20 protein-coding genes are annotated in these 18,928 nt (G+C 36.3%); 12 read left to right on the top strand and 8 right to left on the bottom strand.

What is annotated here, in order from left to right:
* Nucleotides 1-10: 10 nt before the first annotated feature.
* From galT to relA, 6 genes are all read left to right on the top strand, one after another.
* Entirely contained in the window at nucleotides 11-1,060 is a 1,050-nt protein-coding gene (galT, locus tag J3U14_RS03005) for a galactose-1-phosphate uridylyltransferase (RefSeq protein ID WP_267349779.1), read from the top strand.
* On the top strand, nucleotides 1,061-2,218 hold the full coding sequence (galK, locus tag J3U14_RS03000; protein ID WP_267349780.1) for a galactokinase: 1,158 nt from the start codon (nucleotides 1,061-1,063) through the stop codon (nucleotides 2,216-2,218). It begins immediately after the preceding gene.
* The gene (gene galM, locus J3U14_RS02995; protein ID WP_267349782.1) at nucleotides 2,209-3,207 is read left to right on the top strand and encodes a galactose-1-epimerase; all 999 of its coding nucleotides are present in this window, start codon (nucleotides 2,209-2,211) and stop codon (nucleotides 3,205-3,207) included. The genes galK and galM overlap by 10 nt, the downstream gene beginning before the upstream one ends.
* Before the next feature lie 253 nt (nucleotides 3,208-3,460).
* Nucleotides 3,461-3,949: a pantetheine-phosphate adenylyltransferase gene (gene coaD / locus J3U14_RS02990; RefSeq protein WP_267349784.1), complete on the top strand. Its 489-nt coding sequence runs from the start codon at nucleotides 3,461-3,463 to the stop codon at nucleotides 3,947-3,949.
* Between the two features lie 12 nt (nucleotides 3,950-3,961).
* Complete coding sequence (gene rlmD / locus J3U14_RS02985; protein WP_267349786.1) at nucleotides 3,962-5,299, top strand: 23S rRNA (uracil(1939)-C(5))-methyltransferase RlmD; 1,338 nt, start codon at nucleotides 3,962-3,964, stop codon at nucleotides 5,297-5,299.
* Between the two features lie 2 nt (nucleotides 5,300-5,301).
* On the top strand, nucleotides 5,302-7,560 hold the full coding sequence (gene relA / locus J3U14_RS02980) for a GTP diphosphokinase (RefSeq protein WP_267349788.1): 2,259 nt from the start codon (nucleotides 5,302-5,304) through the stop codon (nucleotides 7,558-7,560).
* Between the two features lie 48 nt (nucleotides 7,561-7,608).
* Here relA and folA read toward each other — a convergent pair whose 3' ends face one another.
* The gene (gene folA, locus J3U14_RS02975; protein WP_267349875.1) at nucleotides 7,609-8,124 is read right to left on the bottom strand and encodes a type 3 dihydrofolate reductase; all 516 of its coding nucleotides are present in this window, start codon (nucleotides 8,122-8,124) and stop codon (nucleotides 7,609-7,611) included.
* A 10-nt stretch (nucleotides 8,125-8,134) separates the two neighbouring features.
* Nucleotides 8,135-9,199 (bottom strand): MJ1255/VC2487 family glycosyltransferase, encoded by a 1,065-nt coding sequence (locus J3U14_RS02970; protein ID WP_267349790.1) that lies wholly within the window; start codon nucleotides 9,197-9,199, stop codon nucleotides 8,135-8,137.
* Nucleotides 9,200-9,518: 319 nt separating this feature from the next.
* Between J3U14_RS02970 and J3U14_RS02965 the strand changes: the two genes are divergently transcribed.
* From J3U14_RS02965 to mutT, 5 genes are all read left to right on the top strand, one after another.
* Nucleotides 9,519-9,881, top strand: a complete 363-nt coding sequence (locus tag J3U14_RS02965; protein ID WP_267349792.1) for a hypothetical protein — start codon at nucleotides 9,519-9,521, stop codon at nucleotides 9,879-9,881.
* A 130-nt stretch (nucleotides 9,882-10,011) separates the two neighbouring features.
* On the top strand, nucleotides 10,012-11,562 hold the full coding sequence (locus J3U14_RS02960; RefSeq protein WP_267349794.1) for a multicopper oxidase family protein: 1,551 nt from the start codon (nucleotides 10,012-10,014) through the stop codon (nucleotides 11,560-11,562).
* Nucleotides 11,563-11,709: 147 nt separating this feature from the next.
* Nucleotides 11,710-12,048, top strand: a complete 339-nt coding sequence (locus J3U14_RS02955; protein ID WP_267349796.1) for a hypothetical protein — start codon at nucleotides 11,710-11,712, stop codon at nucleotides 12,046-12,048.
* An 83-nt stretch (nucleotides 12,049-12,131) separates the two neighbouring features.
* The gene (secA, locus tag J3U14_RS02950) at nucleotides 12,132-14,864 is read left to right on the top strand and encodes a preprotein translocase subunit SecA (protein ID WP_267349798.1); all 2,733 of its coding nucleotides are present in this window, start codon (nucleotides 12,132-12,134) and stop codon (nucleotides 14,862-14,864) included.
* A gap of 117 nt (nucleotides 14,865-14,981) precedes the next feature.
* Nucleotides 14,982-15,386: an 8-oxo-dGTP diphosphatase MutT gene (gene mutT / locus J3U14_RS02945; protein WP_267349800.1), complete on the top strand. Its 405-nt coding sequence runs from the start codon at nucleotides 14,982-14,984 to the stop codon at nucleotides 15,384-15,386.
* 42 nt (nucleotides 15,387-15,428) lie between these two features.
* Here the strand turns inward: mutT and J3U14_RS02940 are convergent, their stop codons facing one another.
* The 5 genes from J3U14_RS02940 to J3U14_RS02920 are packed head-to-tail and all read right to left on the bottom strand — an operon-like array spanning nucleotide 15,429 to nucleotide 17,331.
* Nucleotides 15,429-15,827, bottom strand: coding sequence for an EamA family transporter (locus J3U14_RS02940; protein WP_267349802.1), 399 nt, complete (start codon nucleotides 15,825-15,827; stop codon nucleotides 15,429-15,431).
* Complete coding sequence (locus J3U14_RS02935; protein ID WP_267349804.1) at nucleotides 15,824-16,183, bottom strand: EamA family transporter; 360 nt, start codon at nucleotides 16,181-16,183, stop codon at nucleotides 15,824-15,826. The genes J3U14_RS02940 and J3U14_RS02935 overlap by 4 nt, the downstream gene beginning before the upstream one ends.
* Nucleotides 16,171-16,605: a zinc uptake transcriptional repressor Zur gene (gene zur / locus J3U14_RS02930; protein ID WP_267349806.1), complete on the bottom strand. Its 435-nt coding sequence runs from the start codon at nucleotides 16,603-16,605 to the stop codon at nucleotides 16,171-16,173. Before zur ends, J3U14_RS02935 begins: the two co-directional genes overlap by 13 nt.
* Before the next feature lie 23 nt (nucleotides 16,606-16,628).
* Entirely contained in the window at nucleotides 16,629-16,901 is a 273-nt protein-coding gene (locus J3U14_RS02925; protein ID WP_267349808.1) for an RnfH family protein, read from the bottom strand.
* Nucleotide 16,902: 1 nt separating this feature from the next.
* The gene (locus tag J3U14_RS02920) at nucleotides 16,903-17,331 is read right to left on the bottom strand and encodes a type II toxin-antitoxin system RatA family toxin (protein WP_267349810.1); all 429 of its coding nucleotides are present in this window, start codon (nucleotides 17,329-17,331) and stop codon (nucleotides 16,903-16,905) included.
* 67 nt (nucleotides 17,332-17,398) lie between these two features.
* On the opposite strand from J3U14_RS02920, the gene smpB reads away from it, so the two are divergent.
* A complete protein-coding gene (gene smpB / locus J3U14_RS02915) occupies nucleotides 17,399-17,881 on the top strand; it encodes an SsrA-binding protein SmpB (RefSeq protein WP_267349812.1) in 483 nt (160 codons plus the stop codon).
* A gap of 36 nt (nucleotides 17,882-17,917) precedes the next feature.
* Here the strand turns inward: smpB and J3U14_RS02910 are convergent, their stop codons facing one another.
* Nucleotides 17,918-18,916: a substrate-binding domain-containing protein gene (locus J3U14_RS02910; RefSeq protein ID WP_267349814.1), complete on the bottom strand. Its 999-nt coding sequence runs from the start codon at nucleotides 18,914-18,916 to the stop codon at nucleotides 17,918-17,920.
* Between the last annotated feature and the right edge of the window lie 12 nt (nucleotides 18,917-18,928).

The raw sequence follows: 18,928 nt of genomic DNA, 5'->3' as shown, positions 1-18,928 counted from the left end.
AGAGGCAAACATGCAAATATTTAATCCTGTTGATCATCCCCACCGTCGTTATAATCCATTAACGGCTCAATGGGTCTTAGTGTCACCGCATAGAGCCAAGCGACCTTGGCAAGGTCAACAAGAAACACTAAATCAAGAACAAAAACCCAGTTACGATCCTAACTGTTTTTTGTGCCCCAGCAATAAACGGGTCACGGGTGATAAAAATCCGGACTATACAGGTACTTTTGTATTTACTAATGATTTTGCCGCATTAATGGATGATACCCCTGATTCGCCGCCAGCTGATGATCCTCTTTTTCAAATGCAAAGCGCCAAAGGAACCAGTCGAGTAATCTGTTTTTCCCCCGATCATAGTAAAACCTTGCCAGAATTAGACTTAAAGGCAATTGAGGGAGTAATTAAAACTTGGATATCACAGCAAAAAGAACTAAGCCAAAATTATCCTTGGGTGCAAATATTTGAAAACAAAGGTGCAGTAATGGGATGCTCTAATCCTCATCCACACGGACAGATTTGGGCAAATAGCTTTATACCGAACGAAATTAAACGTGAAGACGAGAATATGCGTCATTATTTTGAAACTTATCACCGAAATTTATTAGTTGATTATGTTGAAAAAGAATTGATCTATCGTGAGCGAATAGTCGTTGAAACTGAACATTGGCTTGCTGTCGTGCCTTTCTGGGCAATATGGCCTTTTGAAACGTTATTATTACCCAAAACGCATATTGCACAATTAACGTTATTAACCGAAAACCAACAAATTGATTTAGCGGTTGCGCTGAAAAAATTAACAAGTCGTTATGATAATTTGTTTAATTATTCTTTCCCTTATTCTATGGGATGGCATGGCGCGCCATTTGTGAAAGATAAAACTGAATACTGGCAAGTACATGCACATTTCTACCCACCTTTACTCCGTTCAGCGACAGTCAAAAAATTTATGGTCGGTTACGAGATGTTAGCTGAAGTGCAGCGGGATTTAACACCTGAACAGGCAGCTGAAAGACTGCGCAATGTCAGTGATGTTCATTATAAAGATAAAAAGGATAAATAGATGAAAGCATTAATCGATAAAACTAAACAAGCTTTTGCAACCCTATTTGGTTATCAACCCGATATCACTGTGCAAGCACCAGGACGAGTCAACTTGATTGGTGAGCATACCGATTATAACGATGGTTTTGTATTACCTTGTGCGATTAATTATGGCACAGTAATAAGCTGCCATAAACGTACCGATAAATTAATACGTGTAATTGCCGTTGACTATGATAATCAACAAGATGAATTTTGGCTAGATTCCCCTATTGAGAAACATTCACAATATCAATGGGCTAATTATGTTCGAGGTGTAGTAAAACATTTAAAAAACTATGCAAATACACTTTATGGTGTTGATTTAGCAATTAGCGGTAATGTCCCCCAAGGTGCAGGATTGAGTTCATCGGCTTCGCTTGAGGTGGCTATCGGCAAAATGTTTCAAGTTCTAAATAATTTACCTTTAGATGGCACTAAATTAGCATTAATCGGTCAGGAAGCGGAAAATCAATTTGTTGGTTGCAATTGTGGAATTATGGATCAATTAATATCGGCACTTGGACAAGATCATCATGCTTTACTTATTGACTGCCGTACGCTCTCTGTTCATCCGGTTTCAATACCCGATGATTTAGCTGTTGTTATTATTAACTCAAATATTAAACGTGGATTAGTCGATAGCGAATATAATACTCGTCGTAGGCAATGTGAAGCAGCAGCAACAGCGCTGGGCGTAAAAGCATTACGAGACGCCACATTATCAGATTTATTGAAAATTAAACCAACGCTTGATCCTACCGTTTTTAAACGTGCACATCATGTCATTACCGAAAATGAACGGACTTTACTGGCATCTCATGCACTTGCACGTCGTGATTACAAATTACTATCGACATTAATGGCGCAAAGTCACAATTCAATGCGTGATGACTTTGAAATTACAGTACCTGCTATCGATTATCTGGTGAACATTATCAACAAGGTTATTGGTGAACAAGGTGGAGTTCGTATGACAGGTGGCGGTTTTGGCGGCTGTGTTGTTGCACTGATAAATAAAAATAAAGTTGATGCAGTAAAAACCGTTGTAAGCAATAATTATCAGAATAAATTTGGTATTAAAGAAGATATATATATCTGTCAACCAAGTGAAGGAGCGCACGCCATATGTCTTTAACAACGATCATTACACTATCTAATAAGCAAGGGATGCAGATTAAATTATCTAACTGGGGAGCGACTTGGCTTTCTTGCTTAATACCGGTTGATAATAAAAATCGTGAAGTACTTCTTGGTTGTAGTTCGTTAGCGCAATATCAACAACAACAGGCTTATTTAGGTGCAACTATTGGGCGTTATGCTAACCGTATTGCTCATGCATCTATTGAATTAGGCGATAAACGCTATCCGCTTGTGGCCAATGAAGGTAAAAATCAGCTTCATGGCGGAAAGTTAGGCTTTGATAAGCAATTATGGCAAATTGATGATCAATCTAATCAACAAGTCATTTTCAGTTTAATTTCTTGCGATGGTGATCAAGGTTATCCCGGTGAACTGAAAGTTCAAGTGACCTATCAACTTACCGATAATAATCAAGTTATCATCATGTTCAATGCCTCTACCACGCAAACTACTGTGGTAAATTTAACCAATCATGCTTATTTTAATTTAGATGGCGAAATAAGTAACACTATCCTCAATCACACTTTACAAGTCAATGCTAACCAATTTTTGCCCGTTGATAATCATGGCATACCTGATGACAATTTAGCTAGTGTCGCTGAATTTGATATGGACTTACGCCAAGCAAAACGATTATCAGACCGATTAGTTGAAAGTTCTGAACGACAAAAAACAGGTGGCTATGATCATGCGTATTTACTGGACAAAACCCAGACAATTGCCGCGCAATTAACCTCATCCGATAATAAAGTGACCATGAATGTCATAACGACCAAACCAGCGTTACAAGTTTATACCGGTAATTTTCTGCAACATACACCTAACCGTCATAATGGGGAATATGACAATTATGCAGGTATCGCGCTAGAAGCACAATTTCTACCAGATAGCCCACATCACCCCAAATGGCCACAACCTAGCTGTTGGTTAACACCTGATGAAACCTATCAATATCAAACTATCTATCAATTTTTAATTGAATAATATTATATCAATTGAGTATGTAAACGGAAAAATGAACACTTAATGCTATATGAGCTAACACCAATGAAGTTAAGTCCAACTGGATTTAATGGGACTTACTTCCACGGTAACACCTCAATTTTATTCAATGCGCGTTTATAACCAACGATGAATATTCCGATAAAACCATCAAAGCTTTTTGTCAAGTTACCCTAACAATTTTGATAAGAATTCGGTATGATAGAGCTATCATGGCAAATGGACATTATGATTGATGAAAAGTAAAATTTTAACTGCAATTTTTCCGGGAACGTTCGATCCAATTACTAACGGGCACATCGATTTGATTACTCGAGCTTCGCTGTTGTTTCCTCGATTAATTGTTGCAATTGCGGAAAATCCGAATAAAAAAACGTTATTTAGTTTGAAAGAACGGGTCAATTTAGCATCCAGTTCAGTTGAACACTTACTTAATGTGCAAGTGATTGGATTTGATAATTTAATGGCAGATTTTGCACAAACTCATAATGCAACGGTCATTGTTCGAGGTGTTCGAACCACTCAAGATTTTGAATACGAAAGACAATTAGCCGAAATGAATCGCGCATTAAAACCGGATTTAGATACTTTATTTTTAATGCCATCAATGACTATTGGTTTTATTTCTTCAACCATTGTGAAAGATGTTGCTTATCATGGTGGCAATATTACCAATTTAGTTCCTTTACATGTCAAAACAGAATTGTTAAAACGGTTAACATAACGTTGAATTTATATGGTTATTTTTTATACTCCACCTTCAAAAAAACAAGCTCCACAAAAATTAACGGTCACCATCTCAGCGATAGATGCCTTCGGACAAGGAATTGCAAATCACAAAGGCAAAACTATTTTTGTTAAATCAGCCTTACCCGATGAAACTGTTGATATCCAGTTGACAGAAAATAAAAAAAATTATGCTAAAGCGAAGGTCATCAAATACCACAATCAAAGTGCCCAACGGGTAAAACCATTATGTGGCTATTATCAAAAATGTGGTGGCTGTGAATTGCAGCATATTTCAACGGATTTGCAGCAAAGTGCAAAGTATCATGCGCTCATTAATCTGATACAAAAAGAAAGTGGGCAATCGTTAACCCATATCACTCATTCAGCACCGCTTATTATTGCTGATCAACCTTATCATTATCGCCGACGAGCCCGACTTTCAATAAATATTGTAAAAGGTGAATTATTTATTGGTTTTCGTCAGGCTGAATCAAATCAAATTATCAATATTGAACACTGTCCAGTGTTGGTCGAAAGCTTGGATCAGTTACTCGCTCCTTTGCAAAAAATATTACGTCAAATTAAATCAAGAAAATCGCTTGGGCATATTGAATTGGTTGCTGTTGATAGTGGCATTATCATGGTATTAAGGCATACTTTGCCTATGACCAATGAAGACACTCAGTTACTATCAAACTTCGCTGAAAAAAATGGTATTTCACTCTACTTTCATGGCATAGATTTACAGCACATTACCGGCCATACGGAACATTATTATCTAATCAATCAGTTAAAGCTTACTTTTAGTCCTTTGAATTTTATTCAAGTCAATAGCAACGTTAATCAAAAAATGATTGAACAAGCGCTTGATTGGCTAACATTAACATCAACCGATAAAGTTTTAGATCTCTTTTGTGGTATGGGTAATTTTTCATTACCTATGGCTACCTATTGTCAATCATTAACGGGCGTTGAAGGCGTAGAAGAACTAGTTGAAAAAGCGAAATTAAACGTTATATTAAATAGCAACAAGGTTTGTGCCGAAACTCATTTTTTAACGAGTAATTTAGAGGATAATCAACAATTTTTTACATGGAATCAATCACAATTTGATAAAGTTTTATTAGATCCTGCCAGAACTGGGGCATTTAATGCAACGTCAGAAATTGTTAAAATGGCTCCGTCAAAAATTGTTTATATCTCATGTAATCCCGCAACATTAGCGAGAGATAGCAAAGTGTTAACTCAAGCGGGTTATAACATTGCTCAAGTAGCAATTTTAGATATGTTTCCACAAACTAAACATATTGAATCAATGTTGTTGTTAACCAAATCAGGATCATAATTATGGTATCAATTAGAGGAGCACACCAACATAGTGAAGAGCATTACTCTCTTGCACAGTTTGATGTCGAACAATGGGCAAAACAAGAATTACAACTGACTAACGCGGATAGTTATCAGACGTTTAAACAAGTCTGGGATTTTTGCTTTGAAAGCAGTGCCGGTGCAGCTGAGCAAGTCTACTGTTTTCAAAATGCCGTTGAAATGGTTGAAATACTATCCACACTTAATATGGATATCAACAGTTTATGTGCGGCTTTGTTGCTCCCTTTCCTTGAAACTAAGATTATACGTCGAGAAGATATTCCTGAAGATTTTGACCGTGAAATGATGCACATTATTTCTAGCATTGTTCGAATGAAAGAAATTCGTCAACTTCGCGCCATCCGCAATGGCAGTGCAACGTCTGAACAGATTGATAGCATCCGCCGTATGTTATTGGCAATGGTTAATGATTTTCGCAGTGTAGTGATAAAAATTGCCGAACGCATCACTTATTTACGTAATCTGTTAAATGCTCCACAAGAAGAACAAGTCCTAGCTGCTAAGGAGTGTTTTAACATCTATGCACCTCTTGCCAACCGTTTAGGAATTGGTCAATTAAAATGGGAGCTGGAAGATTTTTGTTTCCGTTATCTCTATCCGAATGAATATCGCTTTATTGCTAAAAAATTACACGAAAAACGCCTTGATCGTGAATCCTATATCAATCATTTTGTTAAGCATCTACAAGCGTTAATGAATAAAGATCATATTCGTGCAGAAGTTTATGGACGCCCGAAACATATTTACAGTATCTGGCGAAAAATGGAACGCAAACACCTTGAATTTGAAGATCTTTATGATATTCGTGCTGTACGGATTATTTGTGATCGTATTGAAGATTGTTATAACGCATTAGGTATTGTCCATAGTCATTATAAACATATTGCTAAAGAATTTGATGATTATGTTGCCAACCCCAAACCAAATGGTTATCAATCAATTCATACCGTAGTGTATGGCCCCGAAAATAAAACGATTGAAATTCAAATTCGAACTGAGCAAATGCACAATGATGCTGAATTAGGCATTGCTGCGCACTGGAAATATAAAGAAGGCAGTACTGATAAAATGACTGCTTATGATCAGCGAATTACTTGGCTACGAAAATTATTAACATGGCAACAAGAGATGTCTGAAAGCGGTGAAATACAAGAAGCCGTACGTAGCCAGATTTTTGATGATAGAGTCTATGTCTTTACGCCTAAAGGTGATGTGGTTGATTTGCCTACTGGTTCAACACCGCTTGATTTTGCCTATCATATTCACAGTGATGTAGGTCATCGTTGTATTGGTGCAAAAGTTGGAGGACGAATTGTACCATTTACTTATAACCTAAAAATGGGCGATCAAGTTGAAGTAATCACTCAAAAACAACCTAATCCAAGCCGAGATTGGTTGAATCCAAATACCGGATTTGTAAATAGTAGTCGGGCACGAGCTAAAATTCAGGCATGGTTCAAAAAACAAGATCGACATAAAAATATAGCAGCTGGTCAACAAATTTTAGAAGATGAGCTGGAACCTTTAAATATCAGTTTGAAAAGCGTTGAAAAAATGCTGATTGATAAATATAACGCCCATTCCTTTAATGAAGTTCTTGCAGGTATTGGTAGTGGTGATGTCAGAATAAATCAATTGGTCAATTTTGTTAATGCCCAAGTCAATAAACCTACCGCTGAAGAAGAAGACGAAGCGGCATTAAAACAAATTGTTCAAAAATCCAATTCACAAACGAAAAATACCCACAAAATCGGTAATAAAAAAGGAAGTGAAATTATTATTGAAGGTGTCGGTAATTTAATGTGCACTATTGCAAATTGCTGTCGTCCTATTCCCGGTGATCCAATTGTCGGTTTTGTAACTCAAGGGCGAGGCATTTCCATTCATCGGGCGGATTGTGAACAGTTACAGGATTTAAAAAATCACGCTCCTGAACGAATCACTAGTGCGGTTTGGAGTAATGAAACCAATTCAAGTTATACCATGGTGATACAGATCATCGCTAACGATCGGAGTGGCTTATTACGTGATATCACAACCATTTTAGCTAACGAAAAAGTCAATGTGCTTGGATTAATAAGTCGAAGTGATATGAAGCAACAATTGGCTAATATTGATGTCGACATGGAAATCTTTGATCAAGACTCGTTAAATCGTATACTTAATAAAATAAAACAGCTACCCGATGTCATTGAAGCAAGACGCCACCAAGGGTGAGCGATTTGCTAGGCTACCCTAAGTCTTGCTTAATAAAACATCATTCCGTTAGAAAGTTGAATTACGTTCTAACACTTCAAAGTAATAATCGTAAGAATTTTTATCATCAGCTTGATGATGTTCTTGGAAAACTGATTGCCAAGTTTCGGGGGCGTAATTAGGAAAATAAGTATCACCTTGTAAATCAGCATCAATATGCGTTAAGTAAAGTCTATTGATAAATGGTAAAACTTGCTGATAAATATTGCCACCACCAATGATAAAGACTTCCTGACATTGTTGACTATTGGCCACTACCAGTGCCTCATCAATAGATGTGACCCAACTTATATTAGGGTTTATATTTGATTCGGCTTCGGTTTTTGCTTGCCTTGAGATAACAATATTATGTCGATTGGGTAACGCTTTGCCGATAGATTCAAACGTTTTCCTGCCCATAATAACAGGTTTATTAAGCGTATTTTTTTTAAACCATGCCAAATCAGCAGGTAAATGCCAAGGCATCTGATTGTTAAAACCAATAACACGATTATGTGCCATGGCAACAATGATACTAAGTGTCATGTGAGTTTGTTTATACATAACCTAAAGCTTTAATTCGTTGATTTACATTTTCGGGAAAAACAGTTTGCGCCCAAAGTCGTTGACTTAAAGAAAGCAAAGACTCTTTTTGCCCATTAACAATCCAATTAGCAAGTTCAGTTGCAACATCAGGATAGACCGTTGGTTTTGGCGAAGGTAAATCTAACCAATACTTAAGTTTAATGCTATTTAAGGTTTCCATCACCGTTGCCATATCTAATGTATGTAAACATTGAGCATTATAGATTTGTTCAAACTGACCCGAGACAGGTTTAGTCAAAATCTTTTTACCCAAAACTAATGCTTCAGATATTAGTGCAAATCCCGTGTTAGAAATAATCCCCGAACAGCTTATTACCGCATCCATAAAACCGTCACGACAAAGAGGGTGCAAAGTAACATTATCGTTTTGTGATAATTGCTTTATATTTGGATGAAAACAGATAAATTGATGTTTAGGAAATTGTTTAAGTAATTCAACAATTTCAGCCATATTTTCAAATGGCAAATAAACAACAATGGAACCATTTTCGGTAGGCGCTACTTGAAATGAATCAATCATGGGTGGCAATAATTTATGTCCAAAATGAAACCAGTGTAAACCAATTGGCTTGGTTACTGGCGCATAATACTTCATGATCACATTTGCAATCAGTCCATATTCTTTGGGTTTTAAATACTGACAAACCGCCTGATTACTGATACCTAAGCATTCTCGATGCTGATGATGAGCAGCCCAAGCGCTTACCGGCTCAAAATCACTAATAATACAATCATACTTTGATAAGTCCAGTTCGCGAACATCTTTAATTAACCGAAAAGCACGGATGCGTTGAACCGTTTTACGAAAATTTATCTTTCCATTGACTGTTGCAAAGGTAACACCCCGAAAAGTCTTATAATGACCAAAAACGTCCATATCAAAATAATCTTTTGGATCACGCCCACTAAAAATATACTCAACATCAGCGCCTGCCTTTTTTAGCGCTTTGGCTAAAGTTCGACATCGGCTAATATGACCATTTCCTGTTCCTTGAACACCAAAAAGAATTTTCATATTGTAATGATTAGTCAATTAAAATTACTGCATATCATACCAGAAGCCTAAACAATTATCTTGCTTATTTTAAACAATAAAGGGGAATTTTGAGACAAATTTGAAAATGAGTTTAAGGGTCAATCGCAATACGAATTTCATTAATTCGCCAAACTTAAAAAAAGTCTATATCTTATTTATCTAATTAATAAATTTATTCAATTTGTTAACTATCAATTATGTTGTTTAAAAATAAGAAATGTTTAAAAAACGTGCTATATAGTGACGTTTGAAGTACAATACTGCTTATTAGCGATTTGATGCGTTGTGAGATTGTAATATGTCAGTAAGGATCCTCAATATACAATTTAAAGGCATCGTTGTATTAACAGCGGTTTTGTTGCTGTTTGGTTATTTTTTACTACCATTATCAAAAATGGGAAAGTCTTTTGACTCGACTTGTTATTCAACGACTCATTCCATTTTAACATTCGATCAAAGCTCGGATCCTCATCACGCTAAATCTTTATCATCAAAAATAAATTGTTCATTAATCAATCATTGTGCTGTATGTGGTGCAATTGTTTCAAGCTATGCCATTAACCTCGATAGGCAAATCAACTTTACACATTTTTTGTCATTTAAATTCATTGCAAATGATAATGAATTTATTCCTGAATTAAGACCACCACGAATTGCTTAATAAGTTATCGCTATTAGATAGTAGTTGTTAATCACTATCAGTTATAAATAAACGTTATCTATCGTTATGTTTGCTCACATCACGATTTTCAGCGTTATTGTTAAATCAGTTAATTTATTATGGGAATATTATGAAACGTCGACATTTTTTAATGAATTTTACGGCTGCTGTAGGTGGATTAGTTGCAACCAAAGCCATTGCTAAAATGGAACATACCAAGATGACGGGTATGACCTGCGAACTCAATTCTGATGATTGTAACAAGGGGGATAATATGCACGAACATATGAATATGAACATGAATATGAATCACGATCAAAAACCACAAAAGCTTTTGCCTACTTCCTCACTAAAACAGAACGACAATTTACCCAGCTTGATCAATTTAAAAAATGAAAGTAATCAACCGGGAGTATTTGAAGCGACCTTACACCTCAAACCCGTCAAAATTGCCTTAACACCTGAAATTACGACGGAATTTTGGGCATATAACGGTATGATTCCCGGCCCTAAAATTGAAGTTAACGAGGGTGATCACGTTAAAATCACGGTAAAAAATGATCTGCCACAAGCCACAACCGTGCATTGGCATGGGTTACTTATTCCATCGAATCAAGACGGTAACCCTCAAGATGCCATTCCAGCGGGAAAAAGTCGTGTTTATGAATTTGACGTTCCTAAAGGAAATGCAGGCACATTTTGGTATCATCCTCATGGACATGAAACAGTAGCTGAACAAGTTTATCGAGGTTTAGCTGGAACATTCATTGTTCGAAGTAAAGATGATCCTTTAAATTCTCTTCCTGAACAACACTGGTTCTTTTCAGATTTAAAATTAACGGATAAAGGTGAAATTGCCGATAATACCATGGTTGATTGGATGAACGGTCGTGAAGGTCAATTTGTATTAATTAACGGGAGTTATCGACCTAAAATTAAAGTTGATTCAGCAACACGTGTAAGAATCTGGAACGCTTGTTCAGGTAGATACCTTAACTTATCCATTCCTGATTGTGATGTCTTTTTAGTGGGGACTGACGGTGGATTATTGTCTGAACCTGTATCACTAAATAAACCATTACTGTTATCCCCTGCCGAACGGGCAGAAATTGTTATTCTACCTAAAAAAACGGGGACGGTTTATTTGCAATCTATCGGTTACGATCGAGGCAAAATGGGCAATGTACCACCTGAACAAGATATGTTACTTGCAGAGTTAGATTTAACGCAGTCAAACTCAATCACCTTGCCATCAACACTTCGTACCTTACCAAAACTTGGACAAGCCACCGCACACAAAAAACTGGAATATACCGAAGTGATGGACATGAAAGAGCCGCGTGGCGGAATGTTATTTTTAATCAATGGCAAACGCCATGATATGAATCGTATCGATCTTGAAAGTAAAATTCACGAGGTTGAAGAATGGACTATTCATAATAACTCTCATATGGATCATAACTTTCATATTCATGGTGCACAATTTATGGTCGTTTCACATGAATTTAATGGTACCAAAATACCCCCCCAATACGTGGCATTAAAAGATACAGTAAATCTTCGACCCCATGAAACAATCACGATAAAGATTCAACAAAATATGCCCGGATTACGCATGTATCATTGTCATATCATTGAACATGAAACACTGGGTATGATGGGTCAATTGATGGTAAAATAGTTTTTTATCTTTATCTATCTTGTCATTAAACGTTCGACAAGATAGATAAATTTCCTTTTTAACTGAATCTTCATTTTCTTGATAACAATACAAGTAATAAATGTTTTTCATTTTGGCAAATAATGCTAACATATTGCCACTATGATCATGACTAATTTCTGGCAAATACTCAGTAAACGCTTAACAATCAAAACAGCTCTATCGCACTTATTATTAGGTGTAATTGCTACTGGGTTTAGTTTATGCCAGCAAGAAGCAATCCCCAATGAATCAACGGTTTCTCACGTTGGGATTATGGCGAACAATGAAATCGTTCAAGATCAACAAATATCAACCCGAAAGGTGTCACCATCGTTAACCAACCCCCAAAAATTCAGTACCAATACTGTCTTTATGGCGACTAATTACGATATTTTATCCACCAATAAACCCATTCAAATAACTTCACATAATGCGATAAGAGCAGGCCCTAAAAACACTATTTAATTTAAGAGTTTATTACTTAATTTTTATGTTTTTATCTAAGGTGTCGACCTTACATTCCCTATTAAAAGAAGAAAGAGAAATTTATGTTATTAAAATTATTAACTAAAGTTTTTGGTAGCCGTAATGAACGTGTGCTAAAAACCCTGCGTAAGCGTGTTGAAAGAATTAATGCATTAGAACCTGCAATGGAAGCATTAACTGATGATGAACTTAAAGCAAAAACAGTTGAATTTAAACAAAAATTAGCATCAGGTACCCGTTTAGATGATATTTTAGAAGAAGCTTTTGCCGTTGTCCGTGAAGCCAGTAAACGTGTTTTTGGTATGCGTCATTTTGATGTTCAGTTAATTGGTGGTATGGTTTTAAATGAGCGCTGTATAGCCGAAATGCGTACAGGTGAAGGTAAAACGTTAACCGCAACATTACCCGCTTATTTAAACGCATTAACAGGCAAAGGTGTGCATGTCGTCACGGTCAATGATTATTTAGCACAACGTGATGCTGAAAATAATCGTCCTTTATTTGAATTTTTAGGTTTAACCGTTGGTATTAACCTGCCCAATATGCCGCCAGCAATAAAACGAGAAGCTTACAGCGCTGATATCACTTATGGTACCAACAACGAATATGGATTTGACTACTTACGTGACAATATGGTGTTTAGTAAAGATGCGCGTGTTCAACGACCATTACATTATGCTTTAGTCGATGAGGTTGACTCTATTTTAATTGATGAAGCAAGAACGCCGTTGATTATTTCTGGGCAAGCCGAAGACAGCTCAGATAAATATGTGAGTGTTGATAAAATTATCCCTCATCTTATTCGCCAAGAAAAAGAAGACTCAGATCAGTTTCAAGGAGACGGTGACTTTTCAATTGATGAAAAATCACGTCAAGTTAATCTAACTGAACGAGGATTAATTAAGGTAGAAGAACTACTAATTAAACAAGGTATCATGAAAAATGATGAGTCGCTTTATGCGCCAAGTAATATTGTGTTAATGCATCATGTCAATGCGGCACTACGAGCCCATCATTTATTTCATCGTGATGTCGACTACATCGTTAAAAATAACGAAATTATTATTGTCGATGAGCATACTGGACGAACAATGGAAGGACGTCGTTGGTCTGACGGCTTACATCAAGCGGTTGAAGCAAAAGAACATGTTAAAATTCAGAATGAAAACCAGACGTTAGCTTCAATCACTTTCCAAAACTATTTCCGTCTATATGAAAAATTAGCCGGTATGACGGGTACTGCCGATACTGAAGCCTTCGAATTCCATCAGATTTATGGTTTGGATACCATTGTTATACCAACTAACCGCCCAATGCAGCGTAAAGACCAATCCGATTTAGTCTATATGACTGAAAAAGAGAAGATTGCAGCCATTGTCGCTGACGTACAAGATTGTGTAAAACGAGGCCAACCAGTACTAGTGGGGACTGCATCGATTGAAAAATCAGAATTGGTATCCAATGCATTTAAAAAAGTTGGCATTAAGCACAACGTATTAAATGCCAAGTTCCATGCCCAAGAAGCAGAAATTATTGCTAATGCAGGGAGTAAAGGCGCTGTCACTATTGCAACCAATATGGCGGGTCGAGGTACCGATATTATGCTTGGCGGTAACTGGCAAAGCGATTTAGCAAAACTTGAAAATCCAACTCAAGAAGATATCGAAAAAGCTAAACAAGCATGGCAAGTTAAACATGAAGAAGTTATTGCACTGGGCGGGCTTTACATTTTAGGTACAGAACGACATGAATCCCGTCGGATTGATAATCAGTTACGCGGTCGTGCTGGTCGTCAAGGAGATCCGGGCGGTTCACGTTTTTATTTATCGCTTGAAGATCCGCTGATGAGAATCTTTGCGTCAGAACGTGTTGGTAATATGATGCGTAAATTGGGTATGAAAGAAGGCGAAGCGATCGAACACCCATGGGTCAATAAAGCGATTGCGAATGCTCAAAAGAAAGTTGAAAGTCGTAACTTTGATATTCGTAAACAATTGCTTGAATATGATGATGTTGCCAATGAGCAACGTAAAGCAATTTATCGTCAACGAAATGAGATATTGGATAATACTGAAATTAAAGATACCATTACCGTAATCCGTGTTGATGTATTTAATGCGCTCATCGATCGTTATATTCCACGGGAATCAATCGAAGATATGTGGGATGTACCAGGACTTGAATTAGCGCTAAAACGTGATTTTGATTTGGATCTTCCAATTGCTAAATGGTTGGATGAAGAACAAAATCTTTATGAAGAGTCACTTCGAGAACGTATTATTCAAATTGCTCAACAAGCTTATGAAGAAAAAGAGCAAGCAGCAGGTTCAGAAGCATTTAGACATTTTGAAAAAACAGTTATGTTACAGACGCTTGATAACTTGTGGAAAGAACACTTGGCTGCGATGGATTATCTACGTCAAGGTATTCATCTACGAGGTTATGCGCAAAAAGATCCTAAACAAGAATATAAACGTGAATCCTTTAACATGTTTGAAGACATGTTAGAATCACTAAAATATGAAGTTATTGGGATATTAAGTCGTGTTGTTATTCGTTCACAAGAAGAAGTGGAAGAAGCAGAACGTCAACGCATTGCTGAAATGGAAAAACTATCAGCTAAGCAACATGCAAGTCATGAATCAGCTTCTAATATCGAAGGTGAAGGTGAAAGCGAAAACAATACAAGCTCAACTCAACCTAGAGTTCGCACTGAAGCCAAAGTGGGACGAAATGATCCATGTCCTTGTGGTTCAGGTAAGAAGTATAAACATTGTCATGGTGCTGTTCAATAAGCAAAAAATTTAGTATCATCAAACATTATTGATGATTTAATCAGCGATTATCATCGTCGTTTAAATTCAAGGGAAAGTGTTCACTTTCCCTAATTTTACGGATAGATAAACAGAATTATGAGAAAACATACTGAAATAGCAATAGGAATTATACGTTCGGAAAATTGTCAAATTTTTATTACCCAACGTGGAGAAGACTCTCATTTAGCGGGTTTTTGGGAGTTTCCCGGAGGAAAAATAGAAGTAGGTGAAACACCTTATCAAACTTTGCAACGCGAGATTGCTGAAGAAGTTGATATCCAAATCCATGATGCTCAATTTTTAAAAGTAGTGAAACACAGCTACGATGATCGTGATATTACCATTCACGCTTATTTAGTGGAAGAATGGGACGGCGTTCCATTTGCTAAAGAAGGACAACCCAGCCGATGGGTAGATCAAGAAGAATTGAATGCGGATGAATTTCCTGATGCAAATCGCCCTATAATCGAAATGTTAAAGAATCTCGATAAACAAATTTAAGAAGTAATTGCCATAAATTGTTAAAATCACATCATTTTCAAATTAGCTATGCGCTTTTTTAGACTTTTGGTGAATTCTTTGTTCAGCTAACGCTAAAAAAATAATCCCGATGATTATACTTATTGCGCCTATAAAGCGTGTTAATGTAATCTTTTCATTAAACACCATTACCGACACTAACATTACCGTAACAACTTGTAAATGCGAGGCTGCAAAAGCAGGGCCAACTGGTGCTTTTTTTAACAGTACCATCCAGGTCACGAACGCACCGGTATAACCTATCATGACTAAATAAGCCCAACAGTGGCTAAAAATACGTAATAACCAATCAACACTCAATTCGAAAGGCAAAGCCGATATTGCTGTCAGCTTAAAACTGGTTTGACCAAAAGTATCAAAAAAAAGCAGTAATATAAAACCAATTAAATAGAATTTTTTCATTCCGTGAGTCCTACTAAAACTACTCCTGCTGTAATAAAAAATATCCCTAACAACCGAAAACACGTTAGGTGCTCTTTAAATAAGATTCGTCCTGCTAACATGACCGTTATCATATTAAACGAACCCAATAAAATACCTTGTGACAAAGGCACTTCGCTTAAAAAAGCTAACCAGAAAATAAAACCAACAAAATAAGATCCAAAACCAATCCAAAGCCAAAAATTACCAAATAGTTTATGCCAATAATCCAAACCTTGATTATGCTTTGAGGTAATCGCTGCATATTTAAAGGCGATTTGACCGACCGTGTCACAGCCGATATTCAATAGCCAAAGAAAAATAATTAAGGTTGACACGACTGACACACTCCATGAATTTCCAACACGCTGTGTTTAATCAAAAATTGACTTTGTTGTGCCAGTTGTTTTAGTTGTTGTTCAATATTTGCTGAGTGTTTTTCAAAAATTTGTCGGCATTTATCACAAATAAAGAGAATTGAAAGATGATCGGGGTCTTGAAAATGTGGGCAAACAATATAACTATTGCTTGATTCAACTTTATGTATAAAGCCTTGCTCAAGCAGAAATTCAAGGGCACGATAAATAGTCGGTGGTTTGGCTTGAGGTTCACTGACTTTTAATAAATCTAAAAGATCGTATGCACTCATAGCCTTATTTGCCGTTAACATGATATCTAAAACTGTACGACGTTGGATTGTCAATTTAATACCGCGTTTTTTGCATAAGGTTTCAATCTTTTCAATTATCAGATTATGCATCGTGTTTCCCTTGCCAGTAATCATTATTTATTTAATGCTGCTCTTCTTCGTCTTATTTCTTTAGGATCGTTGATTAAAGGGCGATAAATTTCAATACGATCACCCTCTTTCACTAGTTCATCAAGCGAACAACGTTTTCCATAAATACCAATTAGATGATCATCTAATTGAATGCGACAAATAGATAAGATATTGGATTTTACTATTGCTTGCAAGATATTCGTCGACTCTTCAACCTGACAATCAATTATTGTCGGATTATTCGGTAACGCATACACAACTTGAACCGTTATCATATTAATAAATCTGCCTTGCTCGATTGGAAAACGCTTTAACCATATTTATCATCACATCTTTAAACATTGGGGTAAAAGTCATGTCTAATAATTTATTTTGAAATTCAAAATCTAAACTAAAACTGATTTTACTTTGGTTGTCAGAAAGTGTAGTAAACTGCCATTTGCCCGAAAGGTGCTTGAATGGGCCTTCTAAAAGGGTTAAATCGATTGAATTAGGTTCATTAATTTGATTTAATGTGGTAAATGATTTTTTGAAACCAAATTTTTCAACTTCAATAAATGCAGCAATAATATTATCCTGTTTTCTAATAATTCCCGTTGCGATACAATCGGGAACAAATTCAGGATATCGCTCAATGTCATTGACTAATGAAAACATTTGTTCAATTGAATACGGTTCAATAACTTCGTGAAATATATGTGCCATAACATTAATTAATTAAAAATAAAATTTGTGGCATATATTAACACGTAACTCTATAATAACGCACATTATGACTAAGAAAAAATCACACAAACCCGGTTCGGCAACCATTGCATTAAATAAACGCGCACGCCATGAGTACTTTATTGAAGAGGAAATTGAGGCGGGATTATCCCTACAAGGTTGGGAAGTTAAATCCCTGCGTGCAGGAAAAGTAAATATTAGCGATAGCTATGTACTGCTTAAAGACGGGGAAGCATGGTTATTTGGTGCAACCATTACACCATTAAATGTGGCTTCAACACATGTTGTCTGCGATCCCATGCGTAACCGTAAATTGCTTTTGAATGAACGTGAATTAAATTCGCTATTTGGTCAAATCAATCAAAAAGGTTACACAGTTGTTGCGCTTTCATTATATTGGAAAAATGCTTGGGCAAAAGTCAAAATTGGTTTGGCTAAAGGCAAGAAAGAGTACGATAAACGAACGGATATCAAAGAACGGCAATGGCAGGTTGATAAAGCGCGTATCATGAAAAACGCTAATCGCTAATCATCTTATTATTACTTTTGTCTCTCATCGTAAAAGCTATGGATGGCGTTTAATTTGTGGTTTGATGAAAATCGCGTTATGCTTTAGCGCTTTAAAATTAAGCAGATCATCTATAGTGTTTACACACGTCAGTGCCATAGTTTGAAAATCTTGTGCAATAGCATCAATCGGATAATAAGAGTAATCCAGATAAATATTATAATCATACGAACATAAGCAAATTTGGTCTGGATTAACTTTAACCTCGACTAAATAGCTCAACACTTCCTGCAATAAATTACCGGACGGAGTAAAAATAGCTTTCGGTAAACGCCCTAATTTTTGATGCAATCGTTTGAGTAAGTCATAACCTTTATTTGGGCAATAACTATCACAAATGATCCAGTCAGAAGCTGGCGTTAAGCCTGCATTCGTTAAACCTTGTTTAAATCCTTGTAACCGAGCACGAATTGAAGTGAGTTGTGCATCACAACCAATAAAATAAAACTCATTTAATTTTTTTGCATAAGGTTCGATTAATTCAGCTACCGATCCTATTGCCTCACTTGTAATAAATGGAAGTGTGGTATGCTCAATATAACGATCAAAAAATAACACCGGAGTATGTTGATTAATACTAATGTAAAACTCATCGCTATCTAGTGATGTGACCACTATCATTGCATCCACTTTTCGTTCAACCAAATTTTGCGCTACATTAATTTCAACCTCTTTATTATAGTGGCTACAAGTAATTAAAAGCTGAATATTTTTTTCCCGAAATGATGCTTCTAAATGGTGTAAAAACATCGAAAAAAACGAGTTCGACATATCAGGAACAATGACACCAATTGTATTGGTACTCTTCGCCTTGACTAAGTATCGACGAATATGCGATTGCTCTTTATACTGCTCAGCTATTGCAAGCACTTTTTGGCGTGTAAGAGATGAGATTCGATATTTTTTATCTCGTTTATTAAAAATATGGCTGACGGTCGTTGCCGAAACGCCAGCCAAACGAGCAATATCATTGATTCTTAATTTATTACTCGCCATATTTCACCTTCC

Source organism: Gilliamella sp. B3801, assembly GCF_026536645.1.
Lineage (GTDB): Bacteria > Pseudomonadota > Gammaproteobacteria > Enterobacterales > Orbaceae > Gilliamella > Gilliamella apicola_I.
This window is presented reverse-complemented; position numbering and strand designations above follow the sequence as displayed.

What these genes read in the sequence shown, in the direction of transcription:
- J3U14_RS02940 (WP_267349802.1), bottom strand. Translation starts at nt 15,827, where the DNA reads ATGAAAAAATTCTATTTAATTGGTTTTATATTACTGCTTTTTTTTGAT.
- J3U14_RS02960 (WP_267349794.1), top strand. Translation starts at nt 10,012, where the DNA reads ATGAAACGTCGACATTTTTTAATGAATTTTACGGCTGCTGTAGGTGGA.
- mutT (WP_267349800.1), top strand. Translation starts at nt 14,982, where the DNA reads ATGAGAAAACATACTGAAATAGCAATAGGAATTATACGTTCGGAAAAT.
- coaD (WP_267349784.1), top strand. Translation starts at nt 3,461, where the DNA reads ATGAAAAGTAAAATTTTAACTGCAATTTTTCCGGGAACGTTCGATCCA.
- zur (WP_267349806.1), bottom strand. Translation starts at nt 16,605, where the DNA reads ATGCATAATCTGATAATTGAAAAGATTGAAACCTTATGCAAAAAACGC.
- J3U14_RS02925 (WP_267349808.1), bottom strand. Translation starts at nt 16,901, where the DNA reads ATGATAACGGTTCAAGTTGTGTATGCGTTACCGAATAATCCGACAATA.
- relA (WP_267349788.1), top strand. Translation starts at nt 5,302, where the DNA reads ATGGTATCAATTAGAGGAGCACACCAACATAGTGAAGAGCATTACTCT.
- J3U14_RS02910 (WP_267349814.1), bottom strand. Translation starts at nt 18,916, where the DNA reads ATGGCGAGTAATAAATTAAGAATCAATGATATTGCTCGTTTGGCTGGC.
- galT (WP_267349779.1), top strand. Translation starts at nt 11, where the DNA reads ATGCAAATATTTAATCCTGTTGATCATCCCCACCGTCGTTATAATCCA.
- J3U14_RS02955 (WP_267349796.1), top strand. Translation starts at nt 11,710, where the DNA reads ATGACTAATTTCTGGCAAATACTCAGTAAACGCTTAACAATCAAAACA.
- galM (WP_267349782.1), top strand. Translation starts at nt 2,209, where the DNA reads ATGTCTTTAACAACGATCATTACACTATCTAATAAGCAAGGGATGCAG.
- rlmD (WP_267349786.1), top strand. Translation starts at nt 3,962, where the DNA reads ATGGTTATTTTTTATACTCCACCTTCAAAAAAACAAGCTCCACAAAAA.
- J3U14_RS02965 (WP_267349792.1), top strand. Translation starts at nt 9,519, where the DNA reads ATGTCAGTAAGGATCCTCAATATACAATTTAAAGGCATCGTTGTATTA.
- smpB (WP_267349812.1), top strand. Translation starts at nt 17,399, where the DNA reads ATGACTAAGAAAAAATCACACAAACCCGGTTCGGCAACCATTGCATTA.
- galK (WP_267349780.1), top strand. Translation starts at nt 1,061, where the DNA reads ATGAAAGCATTAATCGATAAAACTAAACAAGCTTTTGCAACCCTATTT.
- J3U14_RS02920 (WP_267349810.1), bottom strand. Translation starts at nt 17,331, where the DNA reads ATGGCACATATATTTCACGAAGTTATTGAACCGTATTCAATTGAACAA.
- folA (WP_267349875.1), bottom strand. Translation starts at nt 8,124, where the DNA reads ATGACACTTAGTATCATTGTTGCCATGGCACATAATCGTGTTATTGGT.
- secA (WP_267349798.1), top strand. Translation starts at nt 12,132, where the DNA reads ATGTTATTAAAATTATTAACTAAAGTTTTTGGTAGCCGTAATGAACGT.
- J3U14_RS02970 (WP_267349790.1), bottom strand. Translation starts at nt 9,199, where the DNA reads ATGAAAATTCTTTTTGGTGTTCAAGGAACAGGAAATGGTCATATTAGC.